Consider the following 21,628-nt stretch of genomic DNA (forward strand, 5'->3'; position numbering starts at 1 on the left):
GGGTATGACGCGCGAAACTCTCGTCGGTTTCATCCTGGCCGTGCTGTTGCTGGCGTTTCCGCTGGTGGCATTGGCTATTGACGAGCCCTTCTACATAACGCTCGCCACACGCATGGCCGTCCTGGCGCTGGCTGCAGTGGGGCTCAACCTTGCGCTTGGCCTCGGCGGGCTGATCTCCTTCGGCCACGCCGCCTTTTTCGGCATCGGCGGCTATGTCGCCGGCATCTTCGCGACCCACGCCTTCAACCAGGAGCCGCTGCTCTCGACGCCGTTCGAATTCACGGGCAGCGACCAGATGCCCGTCATCTGGATCTTCGCCATGTTGGTGAGTGCGCTGGTGGCGCTTCCCATCGGCGCGATCAGCCTGCGCACTTCCGGCGTCTATTTCATCATGATCACCTTGGCCTTCGCCCAGATGATCTACTATTTCGCCATGTCCTGGCCCGCCTATGGCGGCGAGGACGGCTTGTCGATCCTGGCGCGCAACGCCTTCCCGGGCCTCAACACGGCCAGCCCGCTCAGCCTGTTCCTGGTCTGCTACGGCCTGCTGCTGGTCGCGCTGCTGGTGTTCGCCACCCTCCGCAGCTCGCGCTTCGGCGCGGCGCTCCAGGCCGGCCGGCAGAACGAGACGCGGCTTGCCGCAGTGGGTATCGCGCCCTTCCCGGTGCGCCTCGTCGCCTTCGCCATTTCCGCGGCCATCACCGGTGTGGCCGGCGCGCTTTATGCCGATCTCAACCGCTTCGTCAGCCCCTCCATGCTGTCATGGCAGATGTCGGGCGAACTCATCGTGCTCGTCATCCTCGGCGGCACCGGACGGCTGTTCGGGCCGCTGGCGGGCGCCATGCTGTTCGTGCTGTTCGAATCGGTGCTTGGCGGCCTGACGGAGCGCTGGCAGTTTTTCCTTGGGCTGATCCTGCTCGGCGTTGTGCTGTTCGCGCGCGGCGGCCTGATGGGCATCGTTGCCGGAAAGGCGCGTCATGGCTGAGGCGGTTCTCTGCATCCGCGACCTGCGCAAGACTTTTGGCGCGCTGAAGGCGACCGATGGCGTCAGCCTCGACTTGCGCCCCGGCGAGATCCACGCCTTGATCGGGCCGAACGGTGCTGGCAAGTCGACGCTGATCCACCAGATCGCCGGCTCGATCCGGCATGACAGCGGCAGCATCCATTTCTTCGGGCAGGATGTCGGCGCGCTCGGCATGGCCGAGCGGGCGCGGCGCGGTCTCGGCCGCAGCTTCCAGATCTCTTCGCTTGCGCCCGAGTTTTCCGCGCTACGCAATGTGATGCTCGCGGTGCAATCGCGGCAGGGTTCGAGCTTCCGCTTCCTCAAGCCCGTGATGAGCGACAAGTCATTGGTCGAGCCGGCCATGGCGGCGCTGGAGCGCGCTGGCCTCGCCGACCGTGCCCGCGTGCCGGCGGCCGAGCTTTCGCATGGCGAGCGCCGCCAGCTCGAGATCGCGATTGCGCTGGCCTTGGGGCCGAAGGCCTTCCTGCTCGATGAGCCGATGGCGGGCATGGGCCCTGAAGGCTCGCGCAGCCTCACCGCATTCCTCGATGGCCTGCGCCACGAGGCGCCGATCCTGCTGGTGGAGCACGATATGGACGCCGTCTTCGCGCTGGCTGACCGCATCTCCGTGCTCGTCTATGGCCGTATCATCGCCAGCGGCACGGTGGACGAAATCCGCAGCCACCCTGAAGTGCGCCGCGCCTATCTGGGGGAGGCGGCATGACGCTTCTGGAGATCGCCGGACTCGAGAGCTTCTACGGCGCCTCGCAGGCGCTGTTCGGCGTCGATCTTGCCGTGGCGGAGGGCGAGGTCGTGGCGCTGATGGGGCGCAACGGCATGGGCAAGACCACCACCATCCGCTCGGTGCTCGGCCTGGTCAGGCCGCGCGGCGGCAGCATCCGTGTTGCTGGCAGGGAGGTCGGCGGGCTGAGCCCGCACCGCATCGCCCGGCTCGGCGTCGGGCTGGTGCCGGAGGGGCGGCGCTGCTTCCCCAATCTCACCGTGCAGGAAAACCTCGTCGCCGCGGCGCGCCCCGGCGTGTGGACGCTCGCCCGCGTCAACGAGTTGTTCCCGCGCCTTGCCGAACGGCGCGACCAGTATGCAAACACGCTTTCGGGCGGCGAGCAGCAAATGCTGGCCATCGGCCGGGCGTTGATGACCAACCCCAAGCTGCTCATTCTTGATGAAGCCACCGAGGGCCTGGCGCCGGTGATCCGGCACGACATCTGGGCCGCCATCCGCCGCCTCAAGGCCGAAGGCCAGTCGATCCTGGTTGTCGACAAGACCCTTTCCGAACTGCTGCCAGTCGCCGACCGCTGCTTTGTGCTGGAAAAGGGCCGCACGGTTTTTTCCGGTGCGCCCGCAGCCCTGACGGCAGAGCTGCAGGACCGCTATCTCGGCGTCTGAGACGCCGCGCAAAATCCACGAACTACCAGAACTGGAGACTATCCATGACCACCGAAACCGTTCACGAAGTGCTTCACCCGGCCAACTGGAAGGCGGCGAAGGGCTATTCGAATGGCATCGTCGCGGACGGTCGCGTTGTCTACCTCGGCGGGCAGGTCGGCTGGAATGCCGATCAGGTCTTCGAGGCCAAGGATCTGGTGGGCCAGACGCGCCAGACCCTTCAGAACATCGTCGACGTGCTGAAAGAAGCCGGCGGGCGGCCGGAGCACATCGTCAAGTTGACCTGGTACATCACCGACAAGCAGGAATATATCGCCAATGTGCGCGAGATCGGCGCCGCCTATCGCGACGTGCTGGGCAAGCATTTCCCGTCCATGGCCATGGTGCAGGTGGTGGCCCTGATGGAAGACGAAGCCAGGGTCGAGATCGAGGCGACGGCGGTGCTGCCGCGCTGATTACGGCACTCGATCTGGAACTCAAGTGGAAGGGGTGGCCGAGGCCACCCCTTCTGCGTTTCCCACGCTCGGTGGCTCAGGCTGCGACCGCCCGGCCGATGACGCGCGCCGTTTCGGCCAGACGCTTGGTGGCGTCGACGGTTTCCTGCGCGGCGTACCAGTAGCGCTCCTTCAGTTCGATATTGAAGAGAACGCCTTCGGGGAACTCGCACTCCGCGACGATCCGGTCCCAAGGAATGTCGCCCCAGCCCACCGGCAGATGCAGATCGCCATGGCCGTATGCCATCCGTTCGCCTTCCGTGAACATCCAGATATCGTCCTGGCGCCCGAAGCTGTCGTGGATGTGGAGGTGGCGTGCCCAGGGGGCGATCGCCTTGACCTCTTCGACGAAGCTATCGCGCTGGCCGTCATAGTCGAGCTTCAGATAGGCATGGCTGAAGTCGAGCGTGGCAAGGACGTTCGGGTGGTCGATCGCTGCAAGCTCGGCCGCCAGGCGGGCAGGCGAAGCCGAGCGCGCGCGCCCTTCATAGCCGGCAAACAAGGTTTCCACGCATAGAACAAGGTCGAGCCTGGCGGCAACGTCGCCGGCGCGCGCGAGCCATTCGCGCTGGCGCTCATAAGCGGCCTCGATGCCCTGCGCCTGCTGCTGCGGTACCAGCCCGGAATGGATGACATAGTGCTCCGCGCCAACTTCCGCGGCGACCTCCAGCGAGGCTTCAAGCACTTCCATGTGGCGTGGCAGGCGCCAGGCCTCGTCCATGAAGTTGATCGAGAGCGGACCATGGACGGAATAGACGACGTCGCGGCCAGCGCAGGCGCGCTTCAGCGCTTCCAGTTGCTGACGGCGGATCTTGCCGCCGATCACGATATCCATGTCATAGGTCGGCAGTTCGATTGCTTCGACGCCGAGCCCTTCGATCATGTCGAGTTCGTCAGCGAAGTCGCTCAGGTCGTTTGCCCGCTTGTGTGCGGAAATGCCCGTGCCTGTAGCACCATTGGCCAGCATGTTCGATTTTCCCTTGATTTCACGGATGAAGGCCGCTCGTGCGGCCATTGACATCTCGGGACAATCTTCGGGTTTCGTGACAGGCGTCTGACTTATCGTGACGGTTCCATGAAATCGCGTTTTTGACCAAAACTTCATCTCGCCGTCACGGGATTGTAATCGGACGCGAACAGAACTGTCATGCAACGGCTCTAGGGAGACACACGGCGGGGGACGGACCCGCGACATTCTTTCCTTGGAGACTGTAATGAAACGGACTTCCCTTCTCGCACTGGCCGCTTCGGTCATGGCAATCGCATCCGGCGCCGCCCAGGCGCAGGAGCGTATCAAGTTCAATTATTGGTACGGCCTGACCGGCGACCTCGGCGAGGTGATGGAAAAGCATTGCGCGCTCTTCAACCAGTCGCAGGACAAGTACGAGGCGGTCTGTTCCGGCCAGGGCGGATACGACAAGGCCGAACAGAACACGATCGCGGCCTATCGCGCCAAGCAGCACCCGACCATCGTCCAGATCTACGACGCCGGCACCGTGAACTTCATGCTGTCGGGCGCCATCTACCCGGCCAACAAGTTCGCCGAAGACTACAAGCTGGACATCGACTGGAGCGCCTATATCCCGGGCATCGCCAACTACTATGCCACCTCGAAGGGCGAGATGTGGTCGTTCCCCTACAACTCCTCGACGGCAGTGTTCTACTGGAACAAGGACGCCTGGGCCAAGATCGGCAAGTCCGAAGCGCCGAAGACCTGGGCTGCGCTGGGCGAAGACCTGAAGGCGATGAAGGCGGCCGGCGTTGAATGCGGCTTCGCGTTCGACTTCGACACCTGGATGAACCTCGAGCAGTTCTCGGCCATCAACGGCCTGCCGCTGGCCACGAACGAAAATGGCTATGGCGGCCTCGGCGCCGAAGTGGCGTTCAACAAGACCGCTTTTGTCGACCACATGAAGCTGTTCAAGGATTGGCTGGACGCCGGCTATGCGCGCATCCAGACCGCACAGGTCGGCAAGACTCTCGTCCAGTCCTTCGCCGATGGTTCCTGCGCATCGACCACCACCTCGATCGCCAATCACGGCACGATCAAGAAGACGCAGGTGGACGGCCTAAACTGGGACGTCGCCATGCTGCCTACGCTTGAGGACGGCAAGCGCACCAACTCCATCGTGGGCGGTGCCTCGCTGTGGGTGATGGAAGGCAAGTCGAAGGAAGAGTACGAGGCCGCTGCTGCCTTCCTCAAATACGTCACTGCCGCGGACACCGGCGAAAAGTTCATCGCCGAGAACACCGGCTACATTCCGGTCACCATGAAGGGCTTCGAGCTTCTGAAGTCGGATGGCTTCTATGCCGATCCGCGCTATGCCGGCCGTGAAGTGGCGATCGAGTCGCTCACCGCATCGGGTGTCACCCCGCTCTCTCGCGGCATCCGTCTCGGCAACTTCACCTCGATCCGCGCTGAAGTTCGCTCCGAACTCGAGGCGGCCTTCACCGGCCAGAAGGACATCCAGACCGCACTGGACGACGCTGCCGACCGCAGCAACCAGATTCTGCGTCGCTACGAGCAGACCTATCGTGGCACCGACCTGCCCTGAGGTCGGGGGTCAGACACGCAGAATGAGGCGCCGCTAATAGCGGCGCCTCCCTTTCGGTTCACCGCAGGGAGCCTGTGCCTTGGAGAAACGCGCCACATTTTCCAACCGTTGGCTGGCGGCGGCCTTGATCGCGCCGCAGATGCTGCTGGTTTTCGTGTTCTTTTACTGGCCTTCGGGCGAAGCGCTTTATTGGGCCTTCACATTGGAACGCGCCTTCGGCGGCGGCAATGAATGGGTCGGCCTCTACAATTTCGAAAACGTCTTCAACGATCCGAAATACTGGAGCTCGGTGCGCATTTCGCTGCTGTTTGCGGTTGCTGCCACCACGCTCTCGCTGGTCATCGCCATGCTGCTCGCCCTGTTCGTCGACCGGCGGCTTCCGGGGCACAAGGTCTACAAGTTCACCTTCTTCCTTCCCTATGCGCTTGCCGCGCCGGCTGTCGGGCTTGCCTTCCGCTTCATCTTCTCGCCTGACGCGGGCTTCGTGTCGGCGATCAACCGCTTTTTCCCTGGCCTGTGGAACCCGGCGCTCGACGGCTTCGATGCAATGTTGCTGATCGTGCTGGCCCAGGCATGGAGCCTCGTCGGCTACAACTTCATCTTCTTCCTGGCTGGCCTGCAATCCATTCCGCGCACGATGGGCGAGGCCGGGGCCATGGACGGTGCCGGCGTGCTGCGCCGCATGTGGGACCTCCAGCTTCCGCTGATCACGCCGACGCTGTTCTTCCTCATCGTCATCAACATAACCGACAGCTTCGTCAACTCGTTCGGCATCGTCGACATCACGACGGGTGGCGGTCCGGCCCGCGCGACGGATCTCATGGTCTACAAGATCTACACCGACGGCTTCCAGGGCAAGGACTACTCGCTGGCCGCTGCGCAGTCGATCGTCCTGATGGTGCTGATCGTCGCTCTTACCTTCGTCCAGTTCCGCTACATCGAGCGGCGCGTTCACTACAATTGAGCGGAAAACGTCATGATCGAACGCACGCCAATTCTGGATTTCGTTACCCAGGCCATTCTGGTGCTCAGCCTGATAGCGTTGCTGATGCCCCTTTGGGTGGTCTTCGTCGCCGCCAGCCATGATTTCCACACGGTCAACCAGGTGCCGATGCCGCTTTGGCCCGGAAATCACCTGCTGGAGAACCTGTCGGTGGCCTGGAAGCAGGGCAATTTCGACCGGGTGATGATCAATTCGCTCATCGTCGCGCTGGGCGTCACTGCGGGCAAGATCGGCATTGCCGCGCTGTCGGCCTTCTCCATCGTCTATTTCAGCTACCGGCTGCGGATGCTGATGTTCTGGCTCATCTTCATCACGCTGATGCTGCCGCTCGAGGTGCGCATCGTGCCGACCTACGCGGTGGCGGCCAATGCGCTCGGCCCGTTCCAGGCCATGCTGAACCTGCTCGGCCTGAGCATCCAGCTGCCGGAATGGAACCTGCTGAATTCCTACTCGGGCCTGATCCTGCCGCTGATCGCGACCGCCACCGGCACCTTCCTTTATCGCCAGTTCTTCCTGACCGTTCCCGACGAACTGACGGAAGCCGCCAAGATGGACGGGGCAGGGCCGATGCGCTTCTTCATCGAGGTTCTGCTGCCACTGTCGAAGACGAACATGGCAGCGCTGGCCACGATCATGTTCGTCTGGTCATGGAACCAGTATCTGTGGCCGCTGCTCATTGTCACCGACCATGCCAACTACGCCACCGCAACAATGCAGTTGCAGAAGGTGGTGCCCGGCCCGCTATTTGGCGCCCCGCCGATATGGAACATCGCCATGGCGGCCAACCTCATCGTCCTCGCTCCGCCCGTGCTCGTCACCATCCTTCTGCAGCGCTGGTTCGTGCGCGGCCTCATCTCAACGGAAAAATAGGGTTCAGCCATGGCCGAAATCACCCTGCGCAACGTCCGCAAGTCATACGGCAAGAACGAGGTCGTCCACGGCGTCGATCTCGATATCTCGGCGGGCGAGTTCGTCGTCATCCTGGGGCCGTCCGGTTGCGGCAAGTCGACCTTGCTGCGCATGGTCGCCGGCCTTGAAGGCGTGACCGACGGCGAGATCGTCCTGGGCGGACGCGTCGCCAACAAGCTGGAGCCGCGCGAGCGCGGCTGCGCCATGGTGTTCCAGAATTATGCGCTCTATCCGCACATGACGGTGGCGCAGAATATCGGCTATTCGCTGAAGATCGCCCGCACACCGAAGGCCCGACGCGAGGAGCGGGTGCGCGAAGTGGCGCGTTCGCTGGGGCTGGAGGAGTTTCTGGCGCGGCGGCCGGCCGAGCTTTCGGGCGGCCAGAGACAGCGTGTGGCCATGGGGCGCGCCATGATCCGCGAGCCCAAAATCTTCCTTTATGACGAGCCGCTTTCGAACCTGGACGCCAAGTTGCGTGTCGCCATGCGGATCGAGATCCGCAAGCTGCACCAGCGGCTCGGGACGACGACCCTTTTCGTGACGCACGACCAGGTGGAGGCGATGACCCTCGCCGATCGCATCGTGGTCATGAACAAGGGAGTGATCGAACAGGTGGCTACGCCGGCCGAGGTCTACCAGCGTCCACAGACCACCTATGTCGCTAATTTCATCGGCACGCCGGGGCTCAACCTTATCGATGCCACGGCCGATCCGGACAGCGGCTCCCTGGTGCTGTCGGATGGGCAGCGTATGGCCTACGACCGCGGCCGGTGGCCGAATGTGGGCTACGGGCCCGTGACGTTGGGCTTTCGCGCTGAAGCGGTGCGGCTTGCACCGGGCGGCATTTCGGGCAAGTTCGACTTCGCCGAGGAACTCGGCTCCGCCAGGCTCGTACATGGTACGTTTGCGGGCAAGTCGCTGATTGCGCATGTGACGGACGGGCGCGTGCGCATGCCGGGCGACCTGCTCACTTTTGCGGTCAACCCCTCCGACATTCATCTCTTTGATGCCGACAACGGCCGCAGGCTGGAAGAACGCGTCTTGGAAGAGACCGGCGGCGAAACGCCGGAAGGCGCTGTCGCGGAAGCCGATGCGCGTGTGCTGGCGACAGGCCGGTCCTGATCGCGATCAGAAAAGCAGCCGATTGTTGCGGCGGGGCGGAGCGCAGGTGCTCCGCCCCGCCGCAATTCTACTTCTTGTTTGTGGCGATGAAGTCCGCCATCAGCGAGACCATTTCGAACATCACGACCATGGCGTTCATGGCGGTGATCTGGTTGGGGCTGTCCTTGGTGGGCATGAGGCAGACGACGTCACCGCCGACCACGTTCAGGCCGCGCAAGCCCTGCAGCATGCGAACCGCCTCGCCGATCCTGATGCCGGGATAGCCGGGCTCCAGATTGGAGACCCCGGGCGCATCAGCCGGGTCGAGCGAATCCATATCGAAGGTGATGTAGACGGGCGCGTCGCCGATGCGCTCAGCGCAGCCAGTCGGCTAGCGAGGGACGAAAATTGCCGGCGCGGCCGGTCATGGCTTCAGCCGCGCACATGGAGTTCAGCACCGCTTCCTGCGTGGCCTCAGTGGCGGCGCGGAAGAGCTTGTCGATGCGGTTCTCGTTGAGCGCGCGCATCGAGATGAGATCGCTCTTCTCGTCGTGATCGATGGTGGTCGCCGTGGTAAAGCCGATGGCGATGTCGCCGCTGCCGTGGCCCCAGAAGGCGCCGAGCCGGGCAAGCCCCGCGCCGCAGCGACGGGTCACGCGCCGAAGCTGGCGATGTTCCAGCGGAACGTCGGTGGCGAGGATGATGATGACCGAGCCCTTCTCCGCCTCCTTTGCGGCGTTAGGGGAGGGTCGGCGGCCGTCCGGCAGCACGAGGTCGCCGGCGCGGCCGAAATTGGAAAGCACCAGCGTGCCGAGATGGAAGGTCTGGCCGTCCAGCTCCAGCCGGCGCGAAGAGGTGCCGATGCCGCCCTTGAAGCCGAAGCAGGTCATGCCGGTGCCGGCGCCGACATTGCCCTGTTCGACCGCGCCTTCGTGCGCATTCGCCAGCGCCAGCCGAGCATGTTCCTCGGTGACGGCCATTGCCTGTATGTCGTTCAGCGGCCCGTCGTTGCACTCGCAGACCACGGGGTTTACCGTCGCGGTCTGGCGGCCGATGTCCGGGTTGGCGGCGATCGCCTCGCGGATCAGCGCGTTGGCGCAGGTGCCGACCCCAAACGTGTTGGTGAGCAGGATCGGCGTTTCCAGCGTGCCGAGTTCGTCGATCTGCACCAGCCCCGTGCTTTTGCCGAAGCCGTTGATGACGTCGCTCGCCGCCAGCACCTTCTTCCGGTAGAGATTGCCGGCATGCGGCAGCACGGCGGTGACGCCGGTATTGATGTCGCCGTCGCGGATCGTGTGGTGGCCGACGCGCACGCCGGGCACATCGGTGATCGCGTTCTTCTCGCCCGTGGGAAGAATTCCGCAGACGATGCCAAAATCCCGTGCGTTCACCGATCTTACCTCAACCTATCTTGACTGCCCGGATCTCAGAGCCGGCCGGCTTCCACGATGCGCTTCAGGAAGGCTTGCGTGCGCTCGCCCTGTGGCTTGCCGAAGATCTGTTCCGGCGGGCCTTCCTCATATACCTTGCCGGCCTGCAGGAAGCAGACCTTGTCCGCGACTTCGCGGGCAAAGCCCATCTCATGCGTGGCGAGCACCATGGTCATGCCGTTCTTGGCTAGATCGCGGACGATGTCCAGAACTTCCGAAACCAGCTCCGGGTCGAGCGCCGAGGTGATCTCGTCGAGGAGAAGCAGCGTCGGGTCCATCATCAGCGCGCGCACGATTGCCACGCGTTGCTGCTGGCCGCCCGACAGGCGGTCCGGATATTCATCCGCCTTGTGCTGCAGCCCAATGCGGGCAAGCAGCGCCTTGCCCTTTTCCACGGCCTCCGCCTTGGACATGTTCAGCACCTTGGTGGGCGCCAGCGTGACGTTTTCGATCACGCTCATATGCGGGAACAGGTTGTAGCCCTGGAAGACGATGCCGATCTCACGGCGCAGGGCGTCGAGGTCGACGCCGGGGCCGGTGACGCGGTCGCCGTGAAGGCGAATTTCACCTTCGTTGATCGTCTCCAGCCTGTTGATGCAGCGCAGCAGCGTCGACTTTCCGCAGCCCGATGGGCCGATCAGGCAAACCACCTGATGTTCCTCGATGTCGAGCGAGATGCCGGAAAGGACCTCGACCGCGCCGTAGCGCTTGTATGCCTTGTCGATTTCGACCAGTGCCATCTTTTCAGTCCATCCGTTCGAGGGGTCAGGAGCGCATCTTCTTGCGGTCGCGTTCGATCAGCTTGTCGACGAAACGAGCCTGCGGGATCGTGAGCACGATGAAGAGGATGGCGACGGTGGTGACGGCGGAGAGGTTGAAATTGTTGCTGGCGATGATCTTCGACTGGTTGAAGGCGTCGATCGTGCCGATGATCGCGACGAGTGCCGTGTCCTTCTGCAGGCTGATGCAGTTGTTCATCAGCGGCGGAACTATGCCGCGCACGGCCTGCGGAATGACCACGTAGCGCATGGTCTTGAAATAGGAGAGGCCGAGCGAGCGCGCCGCCGCGATCTGGCTCGGATGCACGCTTTCGATACCGGCGCGGTAGACTTCGGAAGTATAGGCGCCATAGGTCAGCGTCAGCGCGATGATGGCGTAGGCGTTGGAAGACAGATCCTTCAGGATCGGCAGGCCGGTCAGTGGCAGGCCGAAACCGATCAGGTAGATGGTGATGATCGCCGGAAGGCCGCGGAACAGGTCGCTATAGATGATGGCCAGTGCGCGGATCGGCTTGCCGGCTTCGCCGGGCAACGTGCGCGCCACGGCGACCACAAGCGCCCAGATGAGGATCAGCACGGCGGAAACGGTGAAGATGAAGATGTTGGTGCCGAAGGCATTGAGCACGGCGCCGGCTGATTTCACGATCAGCGCGAGGTCGAAGAAGGTCCGGCTGACGGCCGCGTCGTTGACGACAAGGAACCACGACAGCGAGCAGAGGATGAGCAGGGCCGCCGAATAGGCGAGCGCCTTCCACGATGCATCGGATGCTTTGGCCCCGAGCTCACGCCCGAGATAGATGTCTGCAGATTTGGCGGCCTGCGACGACCACGACAGGGCGCGGGCTGCGAGCGCCACGACGAACAGCGGTAGCAGGCACGCGAGAGCGGCGACTACCGTCACCGGCATTGACGCCCAGCCTTCCTCGATCACGAAAGAACGGATGTATTGCGCCGTATAGGCCAGCGCCGCGAGGGTGGCGAGCGCGCAGAGCAGAACGCCGAAGGAGCGCTTGCCAAAGGTTCGGACCTGGTTGCGAGCGCGCCATCTCCTGGCGCGCTCGTCCTTGGCTTCGAGAGCCGATGTGGACATGTGGTTTCTCTAGCCTTGGCTCAGGGCTTCCAGGTCGGGACGTCGTCGGGCGAAACGCCGCCGAAGGACTCGAGCAGATATGCTGCCTCGAGCTTCTTGAGCGTGCCGTCGGCCTTCAGATCCTCGATGATCTTGTCGATCGTCTCGGCGTTCTGCGAGCCCTTCTGGTAGATGCCGGCGGTCAGTTCGTCGCTGGCGTATTTGCCGATGGCCTGGAGCTTGCCGCCGGAATTGGCGACCTGGCCGAGCACGATGCCCAGGTCGGTCATCACCGCGTCGACCTTGCCGGCTACAGCGGCCGTGAACATGGAGGCGGTGTCATCGAACACGTCCAGCTGAGAAACGCCCAGAGTGTCCTGCACGAAGGGAACCAGCGTCGTGCCGGCCTGCGTGCCGACGTGTGCCTGCTTGATCGTCTCTTCATTCAGGGTCGAGCCGGCCTTGGCGGCAACGCCGTGGGCGGAGGCAAGGTACGGGGCCGAGAAGTCGACGACCTTCTTGCGCGGCTCGGTGACCGAGATCAGCGCCAGCGCGATGTCGAAGTCCTTGTTCTGGCCGGCGACGATGGAATCGAAGGAGGCGTTGACCAGCTTGACCTTGTCGAGGCCAAGGCGGTGGGCAATGTTGACTGCCATGCAGAATTCATACCCGTCCTTGATCGTCTCGGGCGTGTCGCCGTTGAACTGGCCGACGGCCGGCAGGTTGATGATGACGGTGAACTGGCCCGGAACGGCCGGGGTGATCGAGGCAGAGCCCTTCTCGCCGGTCAGCGGGCAGTCGCCATAGCCTTCCGTCGCCATCGCTGCTCCTCCGGCAACGAAGGTCAGAGCCGTTGCGAGCAAAGCACGCCGCGCGAGCTTTGCCGTGGTGTTGAAGATCGTCATAGTTTCCCCTCCTCAAAAATGTTGGGTGGCTTCTGTTTTCCACCGAAGCAGGCTTAGTTGCGGGCCAACTCCAGATAGATGGTTTGAAGGCGCTTGGTGATCGGGCCGGGCGTGCCGTCGCCGATGACATGGTCGCCGATCCGGATGACGGGCGTGATGAGGCTCGATGCGCTGGTGAGGAAGGCCTCCTTGGCCTGCTGCGCTTCCTCGACCGTGAACAGCCGCTCCTCGACGCGGGTATTCTGCTCCTCGGCAATCTTCATGACCGCGCGCCGGGTGCAGCCCGGCAGCACCGAATGCGAATTTGGACGGGTGACGATCACGTCGTCCTTGGTCAGGATGAAAGCGGTGGACGAGGCGCCCTCGGTGACGAAGCCGTCTTCAACCAGCCAGGTTTCGTGGAAGCCTTTTGCCTTGGCGGCCTTCTTGGCCAGCACCTGCGCCAGCAGCATCACCGTCTTGATGTCGCGGCGGGCCCAGCGCGTGTCTGGCGCGATGTCGACCGCGACGCCGTTCCTGACCGAATTGGCGTTGACCAGGTTCTTTGCCTGGGTGAACGCGACGAAGGAAGGCTTCATGTCGTCGGCAAAGCCGAAGTCGCGGTCTGCGGCGCCGCGGGTGACCTGAAGATAAACGACGCCTTCATCCAGAGAATTGCGCGCGATCAGTTCGCGCTGCACGTCCACGATTTCTTCCATTGAAAGCGGAAGCGGAATTGAAATTTCCTTCAGCGAGCGTTCCAGCCGGCTGAGGTGAAGATCATTGTCGACCAGCTTTCCGTCGATCACGGCGGTTACTTCGTAGATGCCATCGCCAAACAGGAAACCGCGGTCGAAAATCGAAATTTTCGCTTCGTTTTCGGCGACAAAGTCTCCGTTGAGATAAATGGTTCTGTTCAATTCGGACCCCGAAAACTCAAGACGCCGGACGCTAGGGAATCCATTTTGCTACGTCCAATGCATTGTTTTCCCATCCTTATGCAATTTTTGCATAACACCCACCGGCGGTGTAAACCGCGTCTGGCCAAGCTGCGGCAGCGGAGGATTCCATGGAACTGAAATGGCTCGAGGATTTCGCGTGCCTGGCGAATACGCTGAGCTTTTCCCGCGCGGCAGAGGAAAGGCGCATCACGCAGTCGGCCTTCAGCCGCCGCATCAAGCAGCTCGAAGCCTGGCTTGGCGTGACCCTCGTCAGCCGGGTGACGTTTCCTGCCGAGCTGACGAAGGAAGGCAAGGCATTCCTGCCGGTGGCGCAGGAAGCCATCAGGAATTTTTACGCCACCCGCGATGCCCTGCAGCCGCCAAGGGCGCAGAGCGACCAGACGCTCATCTTTTCTGGCCTCAACACGCTGACGGTGGTTTTCTTTCCGCAATGGTTGCAGCAGATGCGCTCCCGGTTTGGCGAATTGCGCACGCGCATGAGCCCGGACAAGGGCGGGATCGAAGAGAACATCGGCACGCTGGTCGAGGGCGAGGCGGATTTTTTCCTGACCTATGCGCATGCCTCCGTGCCGTTCCTCATGGACAGCTCGCGCTTCCCCCATCTGGTTCTCGGGACCGAACGCCTGCTGCCGGTCAGCAGCCCGGCAACCGAAGGCGCCCAACTGGACCACGCCATCAGCAGTGGAGTTCCACTGCCCTATCTCAGCTATGGCGACTTTTCGTTCTTCGGTGTCGCGCTCTCAAAGCTGTTCGCCAGCAAGCCGCGCTTCCGGCGCCGTGTCGTCCACGAGAACACGATATCGATCGGCCTCAAGACCATGGCGCTCGCTGGCTGGGGCGTCGCCTGGCTGCCCGAAGGCCTGATCAGGCAGGAACTGGACGAGGGCACGTTGGTGCGGGCGACCGACGATCCGTCCTGGGACATCGAGGTCGAGATACGCATCTATCGCCATGCGACCGCGACGCGCCCGATCGTCGACGAGTTCTGGCGCGCGGTGGGCGAGAGCTTGCCGCGTTAGCCTTTGCGGCGATGGAGGGGACGTCGCCGCCCCCTCAAACCCTGTTGCCGTTGGAGGCGATGCGCATCGTTTCCTGCCCGCCGCTCGGCACCACGATCATCTGCTTGACCTTGCCCTGCTTGAAGGCGGTGAGGAACCGGTCATAGTCCTTGAACGCTACGCAGCCATGCGATTGCGCCTGCTTGCCTCGCAGCAGGTAACTGTGGGTGAGAAAGCCGTCGCGGCCATGCTTGTTCTTGCCGTCGATCGGCAGCATGCGGATCGCCTCGACGCCATGGAAGCGGGATTCGCGCATCTTGAGGTTGTAGGTGTGCGGCGGCGTCGGCCCGTTCATCTTCACGTGCACGTAGCGAGGATCGTCGGCCATCTTGCCGATGCCTGAATGGGCCTCGAGCACGCTGCCGTCGGGCATATAGACCTTCGCGGCGCTGATGTCGTAGACCGCCACGCCCCCGGTCTTGGGGCGGCCGCCGAACAGGTTTTGCAGCGTCTGGCCCAGGCCGCGGCTTCTCTTCTCTGACGGATCGTCCGGCCGCGCATAGGCGAGTTGTTGCGACTTTTGTGCCTCGCTGCCGTCAGCCTTCTTTGGTTCGTCTGCCTTCGATGCACCTGGCTGCTGCGTATCCGAGGCAGCCTTGCCGGCCTGGTTTCCAACCGGACGAGGCTGCGGCAGGGGACTGTCGAGCGGCGTGTCTTCAAAGCCCGGGAGCATCGCGGTTGCGTCGTCGAGGTCCAGATCCTGTGCGGCGAGGTCCTCCTCCGAAGGTGCTGCCAGCAAGGCGGACAAGGCGGCCCCGGCTGCGCCACTTGGTGAAGGATCGGCATAGGCCAGCACGGTCTGGGACGGGCTGGCCGGCGCGACGGGCTGCGGCGTCGCATGCTGCGGCGCGGGCGCAGCAATCTTTGCTGTGCGCGTCGGCTTGGCGGAACCGGTGGCGAACAGGCTGGCGAGTTTCTCGGGCGTCAACCCGGCCTTCTTCACGACGTCTTCGAAGCGCGCGGCATTGCTGCTCGCGTCAGCGGCTTTCGCAACATCGTTTTGGTCGGCGGCTTTGTCACGGGTGGCGGCGATGCTTCCGGTCACAAAGGGCTGCACTGATGCGGCAGCCAGCCTTGGCGACTTGACCGGCAAGGCTTGCCCGCCCGAGAGCCGCGCCTGCATCCTCTTGGCCGGGTAGATCTGGGGCTTCGGCATGTATTGGCCGCTGCTCAGGGCAAAGGTGCTGCCCATAGCGATCATCCCGGCCACCGACCAGGCGGCAGCACCGGCAAAAGCGGTCCCAAAGCAAGTGATTAGCAGCGGGCGCACCAGGCGGCGCAAAGGCTGTGCACGAACGATCTTACTCACCAACGCGTACTCTACCGGCAACCCCGCAAAGGGCTCGAGGCCGACCAACGACCTCAATTGCGAGACTTCCGGACTGTCCCCATCTTGAACCAGTGATCGAGCAAAGATGAACAAATATGGTTAAATTTTGCTTTGCAGCCGCAAACCATCCCTATGTGTCGCCGTGAGGCGGCAAGAAAGCGGCGCAAGCGGCTATCGGCGTGGATGATCAGGGAGCTCCTGAGGCGCGATCCGGTGCTCGGCATCGAACTGGCAAGGACGGCGTCCAGGATGTATCATGGCGTAGGTTTTTAAGGTTCGGTCTGCTCACCTGGAGGGTGGGAGAATGACCCTTGCCTTGACGCTCCAGGCATTTCTCGAGCGCAAATGCATCGAGTACGATCTGGTCGAGCATAGGCCGACCAGCTCTTCGATCTCGACTGCGCGGGCTTGCCGCATTCCGGCCGGTGCCCTGGCCAAAGCCGTCGTGCTGCGCGGTCGCGACGGCTACTTTCTCGCGATCCTGCCGGCCTCCAGGCGCCTCCAGTTCGATGGCCTCAAGGCGCTGTTCGGAGAGGGGCTCACCCTCGCCACCGAGCTTGAGCTGGACCAATTGATCACGGATTGCACGCGCGGCGCCGTTCCTGCGGTCGGCGAATGCTACGGGCTCGACGTCATCATCGAGGACAAGGTTCTTCAGCAGCCGGAAGTGTATTTCGAGGGGGGCGACCACGCCACGCTCGTCCACATGAGGCAGGCCCAGTTCGCGCGGCTGACCGGGAAGGTGCGCCACGGGCGGTTCAGCGCCGGCCATGGAGGTTCATTGCCGGCGAACGGCTGAACAGACGTGCCGAAGGATCGGACGGAGCGGCGACAGAAGGCGCGCAGACGCGCGCATTGCCAGCGGCACTCGGCCTGGGACCGGGCGATCTAGACAGGGAAAGGAAACGCCAATGCCTTGCAACTGCGCCAGTCCGGACGACGTTCTCCGGGTCATCAAGGATGAAAACATCGAGATGGTCGATCTGCGTTTCGTGGACCTTCCCGGTTTGTGGCAGCACTTCTCCGTGCCGCCGAAGACCATCGGGCCGGACAGCTTCACCGAGGGCGTCGGCTTCGACGGTTCCTCCATCCGCGGCTTCCAGGAAATCCAGGAAAGCGACATGCTCGTCGTGCCTGATCCGACCACGGCATTCCTGGACCCGTTCACGGAGGTGCCGACGCTGGTCCTGATCTGCAATATCATGGACCCGACCAACACCCTGCCTTACAGCCGCGATGCCCGCTTTATCGCCCAGAAGGCCGAGACGCACCTCAAGGCCACCGGTATCGGTGACGTCGCCTATTTCGGGCCCGAACTCGAATTCTTCGTGTTCAACGAGGTCCATTACGATCAGGGCACCAATTACGGCTACTACGACATCGACGCGGTCGAGGCGAACTGGACCGGGCGAGCCGGCCTGGGGCTTGGGCACAAGCTGCGCCCCAAGGAAGGCTATTTCCCGGTTCCGCCGGCGGACACGCTTCAGGACGCCCGCACCGAAATGGTGAGGCTGCTGGAAGAGATCGGCATTCCGGTTGAGGCGCATCACCACGAAGTTGCAACTGGCGGCCAGGGCGAGATCGACATGCGTTTCGCATCGCTGACGCGGATGGCCGATAATGTGATGATCTATAAATACGTGGTGAAGAACGTTGCCCGCCGGCGAGGCCTGACCGCCACTTTCATGCCAAAGCCGCTGTTTGGCGACAACGGCTCGGGCATGCATGTTCACCAGAGCATCTGGCAGAAGGATCGCCCGATCTTTGCCGGCGACGGCTATGCCGGTTCCAGTGAGGTGATGCGCTATTACATCGGCGGGCTTCTCAAGCACGCGCCGGCGCTGCTCGGCATCTGCGCACCGACCGTCAACTCCTACCGGCGGCTGGTTCCGGGCTTCGAGGCGCCGGTCAATCTGGGCTACTCGCGCCGCAACCGCTCGGCAGCGTGCCGGATTCCGATGTACTCGCCCGACCCGAAGGCGAGGCGCGTGGAGTTCCGCTGCCCGGACCCCTCCTGCAACCCGTACCTGGCCTTCGCGGCCATGCTGATGGCCGGGCTCGACGGCATTCGCAGCCGCCTGGACCCGGGTGAACCGATCGACAAGAATCTCTATGACCTGCCGCCGGTCGAACGCGCCCAGATCCCGTCGACACCGGGCTCGCTGGACGAGGCTCTCAACGCGCTTCAGGCCGACGGCAAGTTCCTGCTGGCACAGGATGTCTTCACCACCGATGTCATCGAAACCTACCTGAGCTACAAGCGCACGCATGAGATCGAAGAGATACGCATAAGGCCGCATCCCTACGAGTTCGTGCTGTACTACGACATCTAGGCCTGGGGCGTTGGGCTCCTGCCGCGATCGTCCGGCATCGCTCTAGCAGCGACGTGAGTTGTTCGCGCGGAAACGTTCGATAGCTTCGACAGTTGCGACGCCGCCTTGCGGGCCCTCGATGGTCGATGCTTCGGGTCAGCACCTTGGTCGCGCGGGAGGACCGGCGACACGGCTCTACACGTTGATGGCGTGGCTGAAATCGTCAGGTGACCAGGCGTGACTCGTCGCGGCGGCGCTGGTGCGCGCGGCTGCTGCAGCATTTCTTGTACTTCTTGCCCGAGCCACACGGGCAGGGGTCGTTGCCGTTGCGTTGCAGCCTGCCGATCAGGGGCGACAGCAAAGCCGAGGGCACCAATGCTGCGAAAAGAGCGGCAAGCTTGGCCGAAGTGCCCGGTATGACCAGCCGACGGCGTGACTTGAACCCTTGCCACGCGCGTTTGGCTACCTCATCCGAAGTCAGCCTTGGCAAGACCTTGAATAGCACGGTCAGATCGGCACCCGAACTCTGGAGGAACGCCGTCTCGACGGGCCCGGGCGCTACGCAGGTTACGGTTACGCCGCTTCGGCGCGTTTCCTGATGCAGCGCTTCCGAAAAGCTGCGCACGAAGGCTTTGCTTGAATAGTAGAAGGCCATGTATGGGCCTGGAGTGAAGGCAGCGACCGAACCGATATTGAGTATCCCGCCGCGCCGCCGCGTCACCATTCCCGGCAAGAAGCGCAGCGTGAGGTCGCAAAGGGCACGGATGTTGAGGTCGATGATGCCGAGCTGGTCATCGGCAGGAAGTGCCGTTGCCGCGCCGCGCAGGCCGTAGGCCGCGCTGTTGACCAGGACATCGCAGGTCAGGCCTTGCGCGGTGAGGAAGGCCTCCAGCCGCGCCGCCGCATCATGCGCCACAAGATCCAGTGCAAGAGTGAACGGCTCCCCGCCGGCTTCTCGCACCTCGGCGGCGGCGGCGGCCAATTCTTCAGCCGAACGCGCAACGAGCACGACCACGCGCCGCTCGCGGGCGACGACCCTGGCGATGGCTCTGCCGATCCCGCGGGAGGCGCCGACGACGACCACCGCCGGGCGAGGCTCTTTGCTCATGCTCATGCATCTGTCTCTGAAAGTTGCCGAACCGGCAAGGACTGTGCTTTGGCCAGCTCTTCCACTTCGCCAGCCACGATGCTGTTCAGGATTTCTTCGAATCTCACCAGCGCACGCGCGACATTCGCCCCGTCCATGACCCTGTGGTCATAGTGGATGCGGACATTTACCGAGCCGTCTTCGCCGATGGGGCCGTAATTGAGCAGGGTGGATATAGGCGTAAGAGGGTTGAGGGATTCCGCCCCAAGGCCGGAATAGACCGAAAGCTGGAAAGTGCCGAAATAGCGTGCCCGCTGTCGACCAATATTCAGCCCCAGCCACATGAGCAGCCATCGGACGGGAGCCGGCGCGCGGGCCATTTTGAGGGCGCGCCGGAATTCCTTGATTTCCGAGACTGGACGTGACCGCGCTGCCTGGACCAGCGCTTCGAGCTGGGCGATGGAGCTGCGCTCGGGGCCCTTGATGGTGCTCAGCAGGACAACACGTTCGCCGTCAAGCTCGCGCTCATGCGCCACCGAGGCTACGCTCATCGGGAATTCGTAAAGATGCGGCCGGGGCAATTTGACGTAAGCACGCCGCAGCTCCGGAACTTCGCGCGCCAGAAGGGCATATCCCTTCAGGAAAAGCACAGTCCAAGACGATCTGTGCTTCTGCGAGGTCCTGGCTTTCTGGAGCGCCTCAAGGCGCATCTGGCGCTGCACGGTGACCCGTGGCACCCCCATCGAAAACCTCATCAGGTCTCCGACGAGACGTCGCGGTTCCGAAAGCTTGAGGGCTCGGCCTCGCATCAGGCAGCTCCGCTATGATAACAATCAATAGAAATAAGGAATAAGCCGTTTTGTCCTTTCCATATAGGCTTTATAACGCGGGCCGAATATTTCGAGCATCATGCGCTCTTCCTTGTCCACCCGAAGAAAGAAAAGAACCGCAAACCCGACCAATCCTGCCGCCCCTGCGAACCAGTTCGACAGCAGGAAGGCCTGCCCCACTCCCATCAGCAAAAAGGAGGTGTACATGGGGTGGCGGATGAAGGCGTACGGCCCACCGCTTACCAGCTCGTGTTGCTGGCGAATCTCCAGGGTGATCGACCAGTTGCGGCCCAGTTCCTTGTGGGACCTGCGAAAAACCCACAGCGCCTTAAAAAAGATGGCCGCTCCAACGACGACGGCCCACGCCTGCGCCGGGTAGTCGGCCCCTGCGGGCATGCCGGTGGCGACATAGATTGCGGGCACGATGGCAAGACCGAGCAAGGCACAGGCAAGCCCAAAGATGTCGGCGGGAGAACGGCGATCGCTCACCACCCGAACGCGCTTGGCGCGGCGTTCGAAAGGATAGCGAATGACGTACCAGGCAATGATGCCAAGCACCCAAGCAATCTGGCCGATCGAAGCTATCGATATCGTCAATTTACGCTCCCCGCGCCACTGAACGGCTCGTAAGCGACCCCATCAATGCGCAGTTTTCGCGCCCGGTATTGGCGATGGAAGCTTACGATTGTCTCGCATTCAGCTCCCGAAGCTTGGTGACGAATTGCTGCGGCCGAAGCTGGATGCTTGGCGTCTTGTAACCCATCGAGCGGGCAATGTCCGCAACAAACGCGTTACAATTATACAATGCCGCATGCCAGACAGGTGAACTGGCCTGCAGCTTGCGAATATTGGCGACAACCTTATTGTACTCGGCTTCCGTCAGCATCACGCGCCAACTCGCGGACCTGTATTGTTCTTCCAGGTCTCCGTCGCTCCATCCGGTCTCCGCTTCCACGGGGAGGAAATGGCCCAGAACATAGGGGACCGCGCTTTCGGAGCGCGGATGCAGGCCCGCAACCTCCGGATTGATCATTTCCCCGTTTTTGGTGGAACGGCCAAATACAACATAGGTGTGGCCATAGCTGAGCGCGTAGCGCGAGCGGAATTCGATGAAATATCCGTATGTCTTGTTTTTGGATGTATCTTCCTTGAGTTCGCGTGCGGCCGTGGGCGCCGCCACAACCGGCTTCGTGCCATTGGCACTCGAGACGAATCTCGGTGCGGGACTGGTGTCCTGGCATGCTGCTGTCGCAAGCGCCAAAAAAGCCACAACAGATACGCGGACGCCTGATAGAAGCGTCATTCCCGTGGCTCCACTCCTGAGTTTGAACGATATCGGCCCAGTTCGTTCCGACGACTTTGGCCTGCCGGGTCGAAAGCCTGCCGCAGTCGGTACTGCGGACTATGGTGGGAGG

The 21,628-nt window shown here is 62.9% G+C and carries 23 protein-coding genes; 11 read left to right on the forward strand and 12 right to left on the reverse strand.

Annotation, left to right across the window (positions count from 1 at the left end):
• Window positions 1-4 precede the first annotated feature (4 nt).
• From ABLE86_RS19045 to ABLE86_RS19060, 4 genes are read left to right on the forward strand one after another with little or no spacing between them, the layout of a single operon-like run.
• Window positions 5-985 carry a branched-chain amino acid ABC transporter permease gene (locus ABLE86_RS19045; RefSeq protein WP_348780556.1) on the forward strand — a complete coding sequence of 327 codons (981 nt, stop codon included), beginning with the start codon at window positions 5-7 and terminating at the stop codon, window positions 983-985.
• On the forward strand, window positions 978-1,727 hold the full coding sequence (locus tag ABLE86_RS19050; RefSeq protein WP_348780557.1) for an ABC transporter ATP-binding protein: 750 nt from the start codon (window positions 978-980) through the stop codon (window positions 1,725-1,727). Before ABLE86_RS19045 ends, ABLE86_RS19050 begins: the two co-directional genes overlap by 8 nt.
• Window positions 1,724-2,410: an ABC transporter ATP-binding protein gene (locus ABLE86_RS19055; RefSeq protein ID WP_348780558.1), complete on the forward strand. Its 687-nt coding sequence runs from the start codon at window positions 1,724-1,726 to the stop codon at window positions 2,408-2,410. The genes ABLE86_RS19050 and ABLE86_RS19055 overlap by 4 nt, the downstream gene beginning before the upstream one ends.
• Before the next feature lie 44 nt (window positions 2,411-2,454).
• A complete protein-coding gene (locus ABLE86_RS19060; RefSeq protein ID WP_348780559.1) occupies window positions 2,455-2,865 on the forward strand; it encodes a RidA family protein in 411 nt (136 codons plus the stop codon).
• A gap of 76 nt (window positions 2,866-2,941) precedes the next feature.
• On the opposite strand, the gene ABLE86_RS19065 is transcribed toward ABLE86_RS19060, so the two are convergent.
• Window positions 2,942-3,919, reverse strand: coding sequence for a sugar phosphate isomerase/epimerase (locus ABLE86_RS19065; RefSeq protein ID WP_348780560.1), 978 nt, complete (start codon window positions 3,917-3,919; stop codon window positions 2,942-2,944).
• A 199-nt stretch (window positions 3,920-4,118) separates the two neighbouring features.
• On the opposite strand from ABLE86_RS19065, the gene ABLE86_RS19070 reads away from it, so the two are divergent.
• The 4 genes from ABLE86_RS19070 (at window position 4,119) to ugpC (ending at window position 8,493) form a co-directional block, all read left to right on the forward strand.
• Window positions 4,119-5,459 carry an extracellular solute-binding protein gene (locus tag ABLE86_RS19070; RefSeq protein ID WP_348780561.1) on the forward strand — a complete coding sequence of 447 codons (1,341 nt, stop codon included), beginning with the start codon at window positions 4,119-4,121 and terminating at the stop codon, window positions 5,457-5,459.
• A 79-nt stretch (window positions 5,460-5,538) separates the two neighbouring features.
• The gene (locus tag ABLE86_RS19075) at window positions 5,539-6,423 is read left to right on the forward strand and encodes a sugar ABC transporter permease (RefSeq protein WP_348780562.1); all 885 of its coding nucleotides are present in this window, start codon (window positions 5,539-5,541) and stop codon (window positions 6,421-6,423) included.
• Between the two features lie 12 nt (window positions 6,424-6,435).
• On the forward strand, window positions 6,436-7,332 hold the full coding sequence (gene ugpE, locus ABLE86_RS19080; RefSeq protein WP_348780563.1) for a sn-glycerol-3-phosphate ABC transporter permease UgpE: 897 nt from the start codon (window positions 6,436-6,438) through the stop codon (window positions 7,330-7,332).
• 9 nt (window positions 7,333-7,341) lie between these two features.
• On the forward strand, window positions 7,342-8,493 hold the full coding sequence (gene ugpC / locus ABLE86_RS19085; protein WP_348780564.1) for a sn-glycerol-3-phosphate ABC transporter ATP-binding protein UgpC: 1,152 nt from the start codon (window positions 7,342-7,344) through the stop codon (window positions 8,491-8,493).
• Window positions 8,494-8,560: 67 nt separating this feature from the next.
• Here the strand turns inward: ugpC and ABLE86_RS19090 are convergent, their stop codons facing one another.
• The 6 genes from ABLE86_RS19090 to ABLE86_RS19115 are packed head-to-tail and all read right to left on the reverse strand — an operon-like array spanning window position 8,561 to window position 13,554.
• On the reverse strand, window positions 8,561-8,842 hold the full coding sequence (locus ABLE86_RS19090; RefSeq protein WP_348780620.1) for an arginase family protein: 282 nt from the start codon (window positions 8,840-8,842) through the stop codon (window positions 8,561-8,563).
• Window positions 8,843-8,846: 4 nt separating this feature from the next.
• Window positions 8,847-9,863: a P1 family peptidase gene (locus ABLE86_RS19095; RefSeq protein WP_348780565.1), complete on the reverse strand. Its 1,017-nt coding sequence runs from the start codon at window positions 9,861-9,863 to the stop codon at window positions 8,847-8,849.
• A gap of 35 nt (window positions 9,864-9,898) precedes the next feature.
• The gene (locus ABLE86_RS19100) at window positions 9,899-10,642 is read right to left on the reverse strand and encodes an amino acid ABC transporter ATP-binding protein (protein WP_348780566.1); all 744 of its coding nucleotides are present in this window, start codon (window positions 10,640-10,642) and stop codon (window positions 9,899-9,901) included.
• A 25-nt stretch (window positions 10,643-10,667) separates the two neighbouring features.
• Entirely contained in the window at window positions 10,668-11,771 is a 1,104-nt protein-coding gene (locus tag ABLE86_RS19105; protein ID WP_348780567.1) for an amino acid ABC transporter permease, read from the reverse strand.
• A gap of 20 nt (window positions 11,772-11,791) precedes the next feature.
• Window positions 11,792-12,655, reverse strand: a complete 864-nt coding sequence (locus ABLE86_RS19110) for an ABC transporter substrate-binding protein (RefSeq protein WP_348780568.1) — start codon at window positions 12,653-12,655, stop codon at window positions 11,792-11,794.
• Window positions 12,656-12,708: 53 nt separating this feature from the next.
• Window positions 12,709-13,554: a D-amino-acid transaminase gene (locus tag ABLE86_RS19115; protein WP_348780569.1), complete on the reverse strand. Its 846-nt coding sequence runs from the start codon at window positions 13,552-13,554 to the stop codon at window positions 12,709-12,711.
• A 149-nt stretch (window positions 13,555-13,703) separates the two neighbouring features.
• On the opposite strand from ABLE86_RS19115, the gene ABLE86_RS19120 reads away from it, so the two are divergent.
• On the forward strand, window positions 13,704-14,615 hold the full coding sequence (locus tag ABLE86_RS19120; protein ID WP_348780570.1) for a LysR family transcriptional regulator: 912 nt from the start codon (window positions 13,704-13,706) through the stop codon (window positions 14,613-14,615).
• 34 nt (window positions 14,616-14,649) lie between these two features.
• Here the strand turns inward: ABLE86_RS19120 and ABLE86_RS19125 are convergent, their stop codons facing one another.
• Entirely contained in the window at window positions 14,650-16,011 is a 1,362-nt protein-coding gene (locus tag ABLE86_RS19125) for a tlde1 domain-containing protein (protein WP_348780571.1), read from the reverse strand.
• Between the two features lie 277 nt (window positions 16,012-16,288).
• On the opposite strand from ABLE86_RS19125, the gene ABLE86_RS19130 reads away from it, so the two are divergent.
• Window positions 16,289-16,783, forward strand: a complete 495-nt coding sequence (locus ABLE86_RS19130; RefSeq protein WP_348780572.1) for a YbaK/EbsC family protein — start codon at window positions 16,289-16,291, stop codon at window positions 16,781-16,783.
• Window positions 16,784-16,895: 112 nt separating this feature from the next.
• On the forward strand, window positions 16,896-18,317 hold the full coding sequence (gene glnA / locus ABLE86_RS19135; RefSeq protein ID WP_348780573.1) for a type I glutamate--ammonia ligase: 1,422 nt from the start codon (window positions 16,896-16,898) through the stop codon (window positions 18,315-18,317).
• Window positions 18,318-18,519: 202 nt separating this feature from the next.
• Here glnA and ABLE86_RS19140 read toward each other — a convergent pair whose 3' ends face one another.
• The 4 genes from ABLE86_RS19140 to ABLE86_RS19155 all read right to left on the reverse strand — a co-directional run bounded on the left by ABLE86_RS19140 (window position 18,520) and on the right by ABLE86_RS19155 (window position 21,516).
• The gene (locus tag ABLE86_RS19140; RefSeq protein WP_348780574.1) at window positions 18,520-19,410 is read right to left on the reverse strand and encodes an SDR family NAD(P)-dependent oxidoreductase; all 891 of its coding nucleotides are present in this window, start codon (window positions 19,408-19,410) and stop codon (window positions 18,520-18,522) included.
• Entirely contained in the window at window positions 19,407-20,192 is a 786-nt protein-coding gene (locus tag ABLE86_RS19145; RefSeq protein WP_348780575.1) for a hypothetical protein, read from the reverse strand. Before ABLE86_RS19145 ends, ABLE86_RS19140 begins: the two co-directional genes overlap by 4 nt.
• Window positions 20,193-20,216: 24 nt before the next feature.
• Complete coding sequence (locus tag ABLE86_RS19150; protein WP_348780621.1) at window positions 20,217-20,804, reverse strand: protein-S-isoprenylcysteine O-methyltransferase; 588 nt, start codon at window positions 20,802-20,804, stop codon at window positions 20,217-20,219.
• Window positions 20,805-20,892: 88 nt separating this feature from the next.
• On the reverse strand, window positions 20,893-21,516 hold the full coding sequence (locus ABLE86_RS19155; protein WP_348780576.1) for a hypothetical protein: 624 nt from the start codon (window positions 21,514-21,516) through the stop codon (window positions 20,893-20,895).
• Window positions 21,517-21,628 lie beyond the last annotated feature (112 nt).

The sequence above is a fragment of the Mesorhizobium sp. KR2-14 genome (genome assembly GCF_040049255.1).
Classification (GTDB): domain Bacteria; phylum Pseudomonadota; class Alphaproteobacteria; order Rhizobiales; family Rhizobiaceae; genus Pseudaminobacter.